The organism is Pedobacter gandavensis, from assembly GCF_014172405.1.
Taxonomy (GTDB): domain Bacteria; phylum Bacteroidota; class Bacteroidia; order Sphingobacteriales; family Sphingobacteriaceae; genus Pedobacter; species Pedobacter gandavensis.
Window position 1 is genome coordinate 237,319 of sequence record NZ_WNXC01000004.1, and the last position, 14,223, is coordinate 251,541.

General features: G+C 41.5%; 8 protein-coding genes. 1 reads left to right on the forward strand and 7 read right to left on the reverse strand.

From position 1 onward, the window contains the following. Positions 1-18: 18 nt before the first annotated feature. Positions 19-3,192 (reverse strand): SusC/RagA family TonB-linked outer membrane protein, encoded by a 3,174-nt coding sequence (locus GM920_RS13270; RefSeq protein ID WP_182958062.1) that lies wholly within the window; start codon positions 3,190-3,192, stop codon positions 19-21. A gap of 693 nt (positions 3,193-3,885) precedes the next feature. Here GM920_RS13270 and GM920_RS13275 point away from each other — a divergent pair. Beyond that, complete coding sequence (locus GM920_RS13275) at positions 3,886-4,599, forward strand: outer membrane beta-barrel protein (protein WP_182958065.1); 714 nt, start codon at positions 3,886-3,888, stop codon at positions 4,597-4,599. Positions 4,600-4,693: 94 nt separating this feature from the next. Here GM920_RS13275 and GM920_RS13280 read toward each other — a convergent pair whose 3' ends face one another. From GM920_RS13280 to GM920_RS13305, 6 genes are all read right to left on the reverse strand, one after another. After that, a complete protein-coding gene (locus GM920_RS13280) occupies positions 4,694-7,879 on the reverse strand; it encodes a PAS domain S-box protein (protein WP_182958068.1) in 3,186 nt (1,061 codons plus the stop codon). A gap of 197 nt (positions 7,880-8,076) precedes the next feature. Next, positions 8,077-9,519, reverse strand: coding sequence for a glycoside hydrolase family 125 protein (locus GM920_RS13285; protein ID WP_182958071.1), 1,443 nt, complete (start codon positions 9,517-9,519; stop codon positions 8,077-8,079). 151 nt (positions 9,520-9,670) lie between these two features. Then, a complete protein-coding gene (locus tag GM920_RS13290; RefSeq protein ID WP_182958074.1) occupies positions 9,671-12,466 on the reverse strand; it encodes a hypothetical protein in 2,796 nt (931 codons plus the stop codon). A gap of 8 nt (positions 12,467-12,474) precedes the next feature. Continuing rightward, entirely contained in the window at positions 12,475-13,005 is a 531-nt protein-coding gene (locus GM920_RS13295; RefSeq protein ID WP_182958077.1) for a hypothetical protein, read from the reverse strand. A gap of 179 nt (positions 13,006-13,184) precedes the next feature. Further along, entirely contained in the window at positions 13,185-13,652 is a 468-nt protein-coding gene (locus tag GM920_RS13300; protein WP_235964522.1) for a hypothetical protein, read from the reverse strand. Between the two features lie 19 nt (positions 13,653-13,671). Next, positions 13,672-14,169 carry a hypothetical protein gene (locus GM920_RS13305; protein WP_182958082.1) on the reverse strand — a complete coding sequence of 166 codons (498 nt, stop codon included), beginning with the start codon at positions 14,167-14,169 and terminating at the stop codon, positions 13,672-13,674. Positions 14,170-14,223 lie beyond the last annotated feature (54 nt).

Genomic DNA, 14,223 nt, shown 5'->3' on the forward strand with positions numbered 1-14,223 from the left:
TAAATTTTAACATAGCGATTAGAATGCTGCACTTAAACCAATAGACCAGGTTTTGATACCAGGATATCCAGCACGGCCAGAAGCCATTTCAGGATCAAAATCTTTAAGACGTTTGTCTGCCATAAAAGTGAATGGATTGTTTGCACTACCATAAATTCTTAGGTTAGACATCCCAACTTTTTTAATCAATTCCTTATCGAAGGTATAACCTAAAGTGATGGCTCTGATTCTGAAATAAGATGCGTCAAATAACCAGAATGAAGAAGTTTCATTGTAGTTGTGTTTACCGGCAGAAGTCTCTAAGATGCGTGGGAAAGCGGCATTAGGATCCGGATTTTCTGGGGTCCATCTGTCTCTCCAGGCAGTTTTCACACCTGCACCATTGTAGAATGGATAAGCTGCTTCTCCTGAGAAATAAGTTTGCACATTACCTACACCATAGGTAAGCACACTAAGATCAAAGCTTTTATAGGTAGCGGAGAAGTTAAAACCGTAGTTTAACCAAGGTACGTCGTTACCGATAATCGTACGGTCGCCGGCATCCTTCACGCCATTACCATTTAAATCTTTGTATTTGATGTCACCAGGTTTAGTATCTGCAGTTTGGAAAGCATGATTCTTAACATCCGCTTCATCTACAAATAGACCTTCAGCCACATAACCATAGTAAGAACCAATCGACTGTCCAACTCTCTGGATCCACATGCCATCAAAAGCATCAGCACCAGTACCTAAAGAGGTAATTTTGTTTTTAATCACAGAGAAGTTACCACCAATACTGAATTTAAAATCGTCACCAATTTGATCATTATAGGTCAATCCAATCTCAAAACCTTTATTTCTGGTAGAGGCACCATTAGACAATGGCAATTTGCCTAGATCAATACCGATAGTCGCTAAACGTGGAATTTTAACCAATAAGTTCTCGGTATCTTTAATGTAAACGTCGGTTACTAAATCTAATTTCCCACCAAAGAAGGTTGCATCAATACCGAAATCGGTCATGTACACTTCTTCCCAAGTTGTATTAGGGTCTGGAATTGCATTCTGATAAACTCCTGTCTGAGGGCTATCCTCGAAGTTATAGGCATATCCTGTTTCCAGTAAACCATAGTAGTTACCAATTGGCACTGAACCTTGATTTCCTAAAGAACCATAAGAACCACGTAGTTTTAAGTTACTGATCCAGGTAGCATCTTTCAGGAAGTCTTCTTTAGCTACATTCCATCCTGCAGAGAAAGATGGGAAGATACCACGGCGAAGGTCTTTGCGGAAACGAGAAGAATAGTCGATCCTTGCATTGGCTTCAAACAGGTATTTATCTTTATAAGCATAGTTAAAACGACCAAAGAAAGAACGCAATGCCCATTCCGATTGCAAACTACGATTGGCTTGGCCAGTATCATCACTACTCATGTCTTCAGGGTTAGTAGAACCACTTCCAACAGTTGTCATGTCATTATTCGGGAAGTTTTTACGACCAAGGAAAGCATCTCTGGTGATGTTACTCTCCTGACTTGTACCTACAGTCATTTTACCGAAGTGATCGCCAAAAGTACGTTGGTAATCTACCGTTCCTTGCAACAATACTTCTTGTCTTTTACGCCAGTATTCCTTCATTTCATTGACCTTTACTTCTGTACTGGTCATTGATAATCCGGTGATGTAGTTGTTGATTGGATTCTTTCTGCTGATGAATTCCCAGGAGTTAGAGTTAAAATATTTCAGGGAAGCCAATCCATTGATGGAAAGCCCTTTTAAAGGCGTTAGAGATGCATTTACTGCAGTTTGCAGGTAATTATCTTTATCCCATGAGCGACCACCTTCTGCTACATTACGCAACTGGTTGTTACCTGCGATATTTTCATTAGGAACACCACCGCTGATTGAACCCCATGCACCATTTGATTGACGGGAAACGGTCACTGGTAAAGCACGGCTCAATTCTACAAAAGATAGCGGCCCACCTTTACGGGAGTAGTTTTGATTGATGAAGGAAACATTTGTTCCGATGGTCAACAGGTCAGCAATCACTTTACTGTCCGTGTTTAATTTAGCCACCATACGATCCTGTTTTTTATTTGGGATCAAAGATTCCTGACCTAAATAGTTTACGCTTAAATAGGTGCTGGTAATTTTACCTGGAGAATTGATGTTTAAGCTCAGGTCGCTTTGTGGTGCGCTTTTTCTTAACGCTTCTTTGTACCAGTCTGTATTTGGATAATAATCTGGCTGAGAACCATTTTTGAACAGTTCAATTTGCTCAGCAGTATATACTGGTTTCGCACCGAAGTTTGTTTTTGCTTCGTTTAACAAGGTCGCATATTCTGCAGAACCCGCAAATTCCGGTAAGAATGCAGCAGTTTGCCATCCATAATTGGCATTGAATTGAATCGAAGTTTTATCACCAGATCCTCTTTTCGTAGTCAATACAATGACACCGTTTGCTGCTCTTGATCCGTAAAGTGCTGCCGAGGAAGCATCTTTTAGCACAGACATGCTGGCAATATCCAATGGATTGATGGTTGCAAATTCTTGTGCAGTCGCAGGGATACCATCAATGATGTACATTGGACCGTTTCCAGAAGACAAACTGCTTCTTCCGCGGATAGAAATCGTACCCGTACCACCTGATGTACCATCAGATGCACGGCCTACATCGCCAGGGCGTTGTAAAACTGTTAGTCCTGGAGTTACACCTTGCAGGGCATTCTGAACCGAAGTTACAGGTCTGTTTGCTAATGTTTTTGGGCTGATTGAGGCCACAGCACCAGTTAAGCTGGCTTTTTTCTGTGTACCATATGCAACTACAACGACTTCATCCAGGTCATTAGACTCTGGCACTAAAGTAACATTGATTTGTTTTTGGTTGTTTACTGGAATTTCCTGCGGCGCATAGCTTAGCATTTTGAAAACCAACACCCCATTTTCTGGTACGCTGATCGAGAAATTTCCATTTGCATCAGTGCTGGTACCACGACCAGGTGCTGACTTTAGAGTTACCGTTACGCCTGGTAATGGGCCTTGACCGTCTTTCACAGTTCCTTTCACAACGATATCGGCAAGGTTAGTCCTCACGTTGTTGTTTTGAGCCCGGGGCTTAACCACAGCTGTAGCATCCTGCACAAACAGAAGCATCACTGCCATTAAAACCCAGATCCCTGTGGTTTTAAATAGTTGGTGTTTTTTCATTATTAAATTTGGTTGTTTAGAAGTAATTTGATCAATGTTACGTATAGTAATCACGATTTAAAGTACTTTAAAGGCGTTTGGTTTACGCAAACGGTTGTGCAAAATAATGCCATAAAAGAAAATTACCGGCTGGCATTCTACAAATGACAAAAGTTAATTTCCAGCAAATCAAGCTAACTTATTAAGTCTGAGTACTTAGCAATAACTAAGGACTCGATCAGCCCAAAGACAAGTGGGTAATCATTTTTCTTAAAACGATACGCATCTATAACAGTAACTATCTTTCCACGCAAACGGTTGAATAATCCCTAATTGTGTCAAGAACGGACTTTTAAGAACTGAATTTTTAGATTTAATTTTCTTAATAAAATATCGTGAGCGAACGCAATAGCATCCATTTTATTGTGTAGCCATATAATTAAAAACTGCGTTTGAACATACAATTTCAAACAAATAAACCACTAGGTATCTGAAACTTATTCTTTATTAAATTCTGACGTATTAAACTAATTAGTCAGGTATTCAAACAAAGCCAGAAGACCTTAGTGTAAAAATACAAAACAGATATTCAAGCAGTTAAGCTCCAAAAACGCGGTAATGACACTATATTGACATAAATAATTCTATTAAGGCTAATTTTGCGCTCTTAATTTTACAGTTAATTAACATCTATTTAACAAGAAAAACACAATTATGAAAAAAGGATTACTTATCGCAGGCCTTGCACTTTTCGGAGCTGCAGCACAAGCACAAGATCTTAAACCTGTTGCAGGTGACGTTACTACTGAGTTTGGTTTAACTGGTGGTATCAATGCAACTAACTTCAATTTGAATGACAACGCTGGAATGTTACGTTTCCGTTATTTCCAAAAAGAGAACCTTGCTTTCCGTTTAGGTTTCAACGTAAGTTCTAACAATGATAAAACTAACGTTTATGGTACAACTGCACCATTTTTAGGCAACAAAGGTACCATTACTGAAACAGGGACTAATGTGATGATCAACTTAGGTGTTGAGAAACATTTCGCAGGAACTGCTCGCTTATCTCCATATGTAGGTGCTGATTTAATTTTCGGTTCAAGAACAGGAAAAATTGAAACTGAAAATGCATTAGCAACTGGCGCTGGAAAAGGCACCTATGTGAATGACTTCTTCTCTGAGAACAAATTAGCGAGCACTACTTCTATCGGTCTTCGTGGCGTTATTGGTGCTGATTACTACATCGCAAAACGTTTATTCTTAGGAGCTGAAGCTGGATTCGGTTTTGCTTATGAAAAAGACGGTAAATCAGAAATCACAACTACAACTGGTGGTGTAACTACTACTGAGAAGCATAAATCAGCAGGAAGCAACACTACGATCAAACCAAGTGTGATCACTGGAGTACGTATCGGTTTCGCATTCTAAATAAAAAACTGATCAGATCAGTTTTTATACCTGAAGGCGGTTTAAACCAGGTGATATCCATCTGATTTAAACCGCCTTCCTTATTTCAGGTGTTTTACTTCAACCACTTCTTAAATACCTCAGAAATTTCTTCTTCCAGAACTGGCTTCGACAGGAAGTCGTTCATTCCTGAAAGGATACATTTTTCCTTTTCTCCTTTCACATTACCGGCGGTTAAGGCGATAATTGGCACCTGCAACAGCCCCAATTCGTTTCTAATGTACTGCGTGGCCTCATAACCATTCATTTCCGGCATCTGAACATCCATCAGGATCAAATCAGGCAATTGTGTTTTACAATGCACCAAACATTCCAGTCCATTGGCTGCTTCATAAATCTCTGCCATGGGTACAATTCTTTTCACGATGGTTTTGGCGAGCAACATATTGATCAGGTTATCTTCCACAATGAGTACATGGATCTGCTGCTGACTTCTTTCCATGGTGGTCATTGAATTGTCTTTCCCACATGTAAAAAGCGACTTTCTATTTGTCGGATCAGTATCCCAACCTTCCTCCACCGCATCTTCTACCCTTAACAGGATATCAAAAAAGAACGTACTTCCCTTCCCAAGGCTGCTGATCAGCTCTAATTTGCTACCCATCAGACCCAAAAGCTGGTTAGAAATACTCAGCCCCAGTCCTGTTCCTCCATATCTTTTCGTAGTAGAACCATCCTCTTGGGAGAAAGCTTCAAACACTTTATGATGCTTATCTAATTTAATCCCGATTCCGGTATCCTTGACCTCGAAGCGGATCATCATCAAATCTCCTTGTTTTGGCGATAGTGCAGCGATTTTAAGGACAATCTCTCCGGTATCCGTAAACTTCACGGCGTTGCTGAGAAGATTGATCATGACCTGTCTGAGGCGAACCCAGTCTGTCCATATAAATCTCGGCACATTTTCAGCAATAATCAATTTGATTTCCAATGCTTTCCGCTGCGCCTGATACATATTAATATCTATGGCCTGATTTCCCATTTCATGGAGGTCACATTTCTCGATTTCCAGTTCCAACTTACCAGATTCGATCTTAGAGAAATCCAGGATATCACTAATGATCCCCAATAAGGCATTGGCGGACTCATTGACGATGGTCAGGTATTGTTCCTGAATTGGACTGAGTTCGGTTTTTAAAACCAGGTCTGTGAATCCGATGACCCCATTGAGTGGGGTACGAATTTCATGGCTCATATTGGCTAAAAACTCAGATTTCGCCATGCTGGCATGCTCCGCCTGCTCTTTGGCTTTATTGAGTTCCAAGCCCTGCCTGCTGCTTTCGGTTATATCCTGACTAAAGATCATGATCCCCCCGATCTTTCCATCAAACTGGTACCATGGCCTAAATTCCCATCGTAGGTACTGGTCATGGTCCCAACCTTTCGGTCGCCAGATATCAATTTCATTTTTAACCACTTCTCCCTTCAGGCAACGGTGGTGAATGTCCTTCCAATGCTGACTTATATCCGGCAGGACATCATAGTGCAATTTCCCAAAAAGATCCATCCCTTGTAATTGATGCTCTTCCAGCCAACGGTTACTCACCGCAATGTAACAAAGCTTGGTATCTAACATGGCCACTGCAGCAGGCGCATGGGTCACAAATGCAGACAGCCTCGCTTTTTCTTCTGAAAGTGCTATTTCCGCTCGTTTTTTCTCGTCGATATTTTGGAATGTTCCATAAATGCGCTTGCAGACTCCCCGCTCAAAGTCCGTATGCCCCAACACGCGAACCCAGATTTCATTTCCGTTGTAGGTCTCCAGCAAGAGCTCCAAATCCCAGGCATCCCCCAGCTCCATCGCCTTTTTTACGCTGGCAGCGATTTTATCCCGGTGTTCTCCTTCCTTATAAAATAGCAGTGCAGTTTCCATCTGAGGCTCATAACTTACCGGAACTTCATGAATCTGTCTGGTGATTTCCGTCCAGCTTAACGTTCGATGGATCAGATCCAGGTCCCAACCTCCAATCTGCGCCACTTCATTGGTTTGCTCCAACATTTTGGTTGTCCTTTCCAACTCCTTTTCCAGGAGATGCTTCTCGGTCACGTCAATCGCATTTACAATCGCATATTTTCTTCCGGAAAGGTCATGCTCTACGACGTTATTATAAAATAACACTCTGGTAGATCCATCCTTATGCATAATGGTCATCAATCCAGATGCTTTCCCCTTCTTCGCCAGGACTTTCAAATATTCCCTCACAAAAGGTTGCTGTTTTGGGAAGGTGAGGTCGAATAAGGTCAGGCTGGAAAGTTCGCTGGCTTTATAGCCTAACAACAACGCACCGGCAATATTTACGGAGATAAAACCGCCTTCCATATCATGCGTGCACATCAATCCCTGAGAGTTCTCAAAGAAAGAGCGCATGTTATTTTCACTCAACCGAATCTTTTCATCGCGTTCTGTTTCAACGCTAATGTCCCTGGCAATGGCAAAGACATGATCTGTTCCGGGTTCTGGTGTTGCGGTCCATTCCAGAACTTTATATTCTCCTTTGGAGGTTAAAAAGCGAACAACGAAATTGATGGAAGTTAATCCAGCACTAAGCTTTTCCATTTCTTCAAAACTACCTACCAGATCATCGGGATGAACAAGGCTTAAAAAGCTATGCGACATCAATTGTGAGGATTTCCAACCGAGCACCTTCTCAAATGCAGGGTTGATTTTCTTAAAAAAACCATCCAGGCCGGCAATACAGATCAGGTCATTTGACAATTCATAAAGCTGGTCAAAATATTGATGTTCTGCCTTCTCCCTACGGTTGATAATCATCGCCATTGCCTGAGAGGCAAGCATCGCTAAGGCTTTTCTTTGTATATCGGTCAGGACTTTAGGTGTAGAGCCCAATACACAGAGAGAGCCAATCGCATATCCCGAAGGATCTACCAAAGGGTGCCCTGCATAAAACCTGACATGGGGGTATCCAGTCACCAGGATGCTATCTTTAAACCGGTCGTCTTTTGTGGCATCTTCTATCTCAAAGATGGCTTCACTTAGAATCGTATATTGGCAAAAAGCTATTTCCTTGGCAGTTTCGGTCACGTCGATCCCTACTTTGGACTTAAACCATTGTCGGTCTTCGTCCAGTAATGCGATCAGCGAAACCGGAGCTTCACAGATCAAAGAGGCCATTTCCGTAATTCTGTCAAATTCCTTTTCTGCAGGAGAATCCAGGATTTGATAGCGTCTTAACGCCATCAACCGTTCCTTCTCCTCTAGTGGTAGACTGGGTATTTTCATAGAGATGATCAATCTATATGGAGCAAAACTAAGGCTCCATAACAAATATAACATTTACAAACAAACAATAGATATGTCAAAATGATTCAAAAAGATGATCTATTTCAAAATTATTGCAAAAAAAAAGCAGGCAACCAGAAATTAAATTCTGAAGGCCTGCTTTTTGGAAATTAAGCTTTTTTAAGATCGTATTTCTTTTAAGCCAACAAATGCGGCCTTTCTTTATACGTTTTCCAAAGGAATTCTCCGAATATGGTGTTTGTCCAGGCAAACCAAGCTCTGGTAAATTTCTTAGGATCATTCTTATGGAAGGATTCATGCATGAATCCGGTATCTCCATGGCATTTCTGCAACATTTCCAAACAGTATTTAATCTCTTTTTCGTCGGAACTGGTCAGGCCTCTTGCAATGATACTCATTGGCCAGATCATGTCTTTTCCGATGTGTGGGCCTCCGATTCCTTCCGCAGCAGTCCCTTTAAAGAAGAATGGATTATCATCCAATGAATGGATCATTTTGCGGGTATTCTGGTAGATCGGATCATCAGCAGAAACTGCCCCAAGATATGGCAATGCCAATAGACTTGGAATATTTGCATCGTCCATCATGTTGTAACTGCCCATACCATTCACTTCAAAAGCATATACTTTACCATATTTTTCATGGTTAAATACGGCATATTTCTGAAGTGCATTTTGGACTTCCAGCGCCAGTGCATCCAGGTCTTTAGCAGTTTGTTCATCTGCTTTAATCGCTCTAAAGATTTCAGCAGCTTGTTTTAAGCTCACAACAGCGAAAAAATTAGAAGGCACCAGGAAAGAGAAAACGGTGGCATCATCACTTGGGCGGAAAGTAGAACAAATTAACCCAACTGGCTTCACCGGATAGCCATATCCCATCATCGGAACACCATCGGTTGCCCAGGAAGTATGACGTTGAAACGAATATGGACCATCGTTTTCTTTACGTTGTTGCTCTTTAAAAGTCTTTAAGGTCAGTTTTACTGAGGCTTGCCAATCGGCATCAAATGGAGTCGTATCATTGGTTTCTTTCCAATAACGGTAGGCTAAACGAATTGGGTAACACAAGGAATCAATCTCCCATTTACGCTCATGTAAGCCCGGTTTCATATCCGTAACATCATTTTTCCACTCTCCTAATTTATTAGGATCATTGTAAAATGCGTTGGCATAAGGATCTTTCAGGATACATTTCACCTGGTGGTTGATGACCCCATTTACCAGATTTTTCAGCGGTTTATCTTTTTTAAGGAAGGGCAGGTAAGGCCAAACCTGTGCCGTACTATCACGCAGCCACATGGCATCAATATCACCAGTGATCACATAGGTATCCGGTTTACCCGCTTTTTCCGTGTAAGTGACAGTTGTATCTAAAGTATTTGGGAAACAGTTATTGAATAACCAGGCCATTTCTTTGTTTTTCACATTGGCAGAAAACTCAGTAATCGCGCTTTCTACCGCTTTACTGCTGAAATGACGTGAAGCAAGTGGAACCCTTACCGTTGGAAAAGTCGATGCCGAACCTGAGGAAGCAGGTGCTGCAGCAAAAGATACCAGATCGCTGGCCATTAGTCCTGCTCCAAGGAGCCCTGCTTTTTGAATAAATGATCTTCTTCTCATTTCGAAAAATATTTGGTTGTAATGAAGCAATTTTAAAAAGGCAATATACTATAAAGATCCTAAATCACAATCCTTATCAATAGCCCATAAACGAAGATATAAATAGTTTTAGCAAAATAAAACGAATGTAAATTTCCGTCTTGAAAGGGACTTAATTTTGCTTGCGGATATTGATTTGTCGTTTGCGTTCCCGCAGTTCAAAAACAACATGCTCGGAGTTTTTATGGAGCAGATCTGCATTAAAAGTATCTTCCAGAAGTCGGAAGTTTTCTTCGAAAAGATCTGTATTGATCCGCACTTTATAGGTATCCTGTGGAAGGTTCATAAAGAATTCGCCATTTTCCGTAGTGAGGGTACTAAAGCTTTCTCCTCTGGAATTACTGATCATAATCCTGATGTTCCCAGGATGGAATACCTGATTGGAATGCAGGTCCTTCTGAACATTTAATTTCCCGGAAAGGTATTGACTCTGACGGAAGGGAATGTAAAAGGTCTCATTCTGACCAAGCTCAAAAGTTTGGCGGAAACCATGAGCAGGTCTCCAACCTTTTATGGTGTTGACCTGACTAAGATCAACAGTGTAAGCAGCCCTCGGAATATTTTTATAAGCAATCTCCCCCTTTTTATTGGTCATCAGCTGCTGTGACGCAATGGAAATGGCGGCATCTGGAATCAACTCATCACCAAGATCATAAATTCCGTTGGTGTTTATGTCTTTAAACAACTGCAGTTTCATGGTTACAAAGCGCCTGATCCCAAGTAATGGGACATGGAAGCTTTTGCGGATGCTCATACTCACGTAATCAGACCTATTGCCCATCACAGTCTTTACATTTTTAGCGCCAAACACACGAAATGACAGACCTTGATTGTTCAGGTCCAGGCTCAGGTCTCCCCTTGCCATAAACTCCGCGATAGGCAGGGAATTGTCCTTCGTGTAATCCATCTGAAGGCGAAAATGTAGCAACTCCTTCAAAAATGACCGTTCATAATAAGGCGCAATTTGTAGTCGCCGGGTCGAATACCCATTATTCAGGTAATTGATAAAGTCGAAATAATAAGAAGGTCCATTGTCTAAGCGGGCAAAAACTCCGTAGTTTCTGGTGCTAATTGTGCCATAAGCATTGAGGCTATATTTTGCGGATTTAATCTCAGCGTTCCCCAAATTTATGGCTTTCGAGTTTACAGTCGGATCTTTGGGCACATAGTTTCTCAAAATATTGCCGGAGAAATTGGCAGAAAGCCCTTTTCCGATTTCGATTCCCATGTTCAAGTTCTGCTTAAAAGACTTGATGAGGAGCAGATCGGAAGAGGAATGCATCTGATCGACCATAGAACTGATCCATGTCAGGTACCCTCCATTAAACTTCCAGCCCGTTTTTAAACCATATTCCGCAATTCTGCCGGCAAGCAGAGACTGTTTGAACCTTCCGGTATCCAATGCAGGATTCAATTGTCGTTCATTGTAATCGAACAGGAGGCCGACCGACATTCGCTTAAATTGAAGGGTAAATTCGTTATTCGACTGTAGTAATCCGCGGTTGATACCGGGGTAATTGGCATCTGTATGATTAAGGCCGAGCCTGGCTATAATCCACGGACTAAAATATTGATAATTTGCAGCTACACTGCTCCCATTCCTTCTGAATTGTTGTTCAGGACGATAAAACGCTTCAGTACTTACACCTGCACGAAGCATCAGGTGGTGATATTTATTCCAGTTTAACTCATAAGTACTCCTATTCAGGAGACTATTGATCTGATTTTCGCGGTCAAAGCTAGCGATCGTCTGGTTTTCCAATTGTTGATTTCCAGCGAAACTAAACGTTTGTGTACCACTTAATATCTTTGCATCGCCAATGCGACTATTCAAGCCTAATACTTCTGCCCGATAATTCCTGCCGTTGTTGTAAGCTATTCGTGCGCCCATTCCATCAATGAGGAATTCGCTAAAATCAGATTGATCTCCTACCGAGAGCAGCCATTGTTTACTGCGGTAGTTTATAAAAGCGTATCTGGAGGAGCCATCCAGCTGTGAATTGAAATTATCTGTTCTATAATTAAAGCTCAGATCACGGCCTTTACCGAGCTCCAGCTTCCCATTACTATTTACATAAAAACTTTTCTGGTCGTTGGTGAAATTTTGCGCTACAAATTCCACACTCATTGGAAAGTTGTACCATCCCGAAGGGTTTTCGGCGAATACCGTTCCAAATGCGGAAACCTTTTGAAGCAGCAATTGGTTTTCTTTCTTTTGATTGGTCACCTGTAGGGTTATTTCCTGATTTTTGAAATCATCCAACATTTTTGTGGCCAGGCCAAAGCTATAATTGAGCAGGGTATCTTTTCCTGACTCAAGCCTAACCTTGGTATTTTTTCCCTGTTTGAGAGGTAATGAAGTATTAACCAGTACATTCAACTCTTCTGTAGCATTGCCTTTATTGCTCAATAATAACTGGAAAGTCTGGTCTTTATTTGCCTTTGACAAAACCAGATTTGGACGAAGCAAAGTTGCCTTCCACCTGGAATTGGAACCAACGCTAGCGGCAAACGCATAGGTTGTCCTTTCTGAATATCCTGCTACCTGCAGGAATAATTGGATCGGGTATACACCGGAAGCAGATTGTATAGCAGCAGCTAACCTTAATGGTAAGGACAGTGTCTGATTTGGCCCCAGTTCAAAGACCCTTCTATTGTCGAAAAGCAATTGCCATCCCTCCGGAACTTCCGCTGCGATAGTCAGCTTACGCGTAATGGCAGAGGTATTCCTCAACACCACAGTATTAAAACTATAGGTATTTCCATTTTGCATTACCGTATCCTTCAGGAAAGTAAGATTCACAGATTGGCCACTGGCCGTTGTTAAAAAGCCAGGGCATAGAAAACCCATGAAAATAAAGAAAGCCCTGTTAATCAGGGCTTTCTTCATCAACTGTATGATGGTCAAGAAATTTCTTATTGATTGGTCATGGTATAAACTACGCCGATCGTATACTCGCCCGTTTGGTAAGTATATCCAGGTACTGCTTTGTAATCCAACGTAAAGTTACCAGAACCACGGCTACCTGAGGCCACTGTAATTGCTGCTCCGGTACTTGCAGGTAGAGCCTGGTAAGTACCGCCGGTTTTACGAATTTGCAATACGGAAGTTGGCATTGGAGAGGCATCAGCAACCTTACTGTTTGCTGTAGATGCGAAAACGAATTCCGGTGCATTTGCAATTGCAGTGACTTTCCATAAATGGTTGGATTTATAGTTCATGGTGTTTACTGCTGCCAGTTCAATGCCACCTGCGGCATCATAGTTCGACAAAGCGTCAAAACTGAATGTTTGTAGGGTACCTGGTGTTAAAGCAAGATCAAATACCTCTTTAATGATGATCTTCATGTTTTGTGTACGGGTAGTGGTGGTCCCCGTTGCTACCTGAGCAGTAGCCGACACAGCTCCGGCGCAAATTACCGTTAGTGCAAGTAAAATTTTTTTCATGTAATAAGTTTGTTATGAATAAATGGTATCCGGACTAGACAAATGGCATGCCACCAAAAACAGGTATATTCACCTATATAGCAAGGTATAGATGGGGAAATGACTAAACGAGAATTCCCCATAATGTAGAATATTGAGTAATTAAATACACACAACTACAAAGAAACATTTCATTAAAATTATTGGTCAGAAATCGTAAAATAAAAATCTCCGATATATTCCTGAGTTTGATATTGAAAGGCCGGCAGGGCTCTCAAGTCAAATGGAACGACATACAATCCCCGGTTATTTTGCACAGAAAAAGGCGTGTTGTTTTGCACGTTCGTATAAGTTCCAGTAGTCGATGCCTTGATGCCAATCACACTTGCCGGCATGGGCGTGGCCGTAATTTGTGGCGATAGTATATTATTTGACACCGTTAACGTTAATTTCCAGGGCACATTTGCCTTTACTGTTGCCGTGATCATTCCTAGTTTAAAAATCCCATTGTCATAATCAGTTAGGGCAGAAAAATCAAAAACACTGCTGGTATTACCCAAGGAGACATCCAACACTTTATAAACATTGATGGTACGACTGGTGCTGAGGTAACGTTGCGCCTTTAGCTTTGCCGACAAAGCGCAGGCGAAAAAGAGAAAAAAAAGCATTAGCCTGTAAATCTTCATATCAATAATGGCATAATCTGAAGTGAAACTTTAGGGTGTAATTACCTGGTGCCTGTACATAAGTATTCATGTTAGACAAGGTAACGGTAAGATTATACACATCTCCAGCAGCATTTGTGGTCGAAGTACGCTGAGTTAAGAGTTGATAAGCTGCCGAAAGATTAGGCGTGCTCAAGGTAATGGCAGCAGCACCATTACTGCTACTGATACTTGGCGTAATCTTAAAATTACTGAGCGGAAAGGGCGTCGTGACACCGTTGGGCAAAACCATTTCTCCTGCCACATATAGACGGTATTTACTCCCTCTTGACACCACATTTAGCACCATATTATTGGTATATACCTGTGCAGTTTCAAACTGATTTAAAGTACTCAATGTAAACGAAGTGGCCGCTTGAGAATTCATAACCAGCTTATTTTGATTGGCATTGCCACTCTCCAGACAAGTACCTGGATCTGCTGGCTGTGCAAAGGCCTCCTTACAAAAGACCAGCCCCATAAAAAATATAAAAAGACAATACCATCTCATATGCAAAATAGAATATCGCCGCAG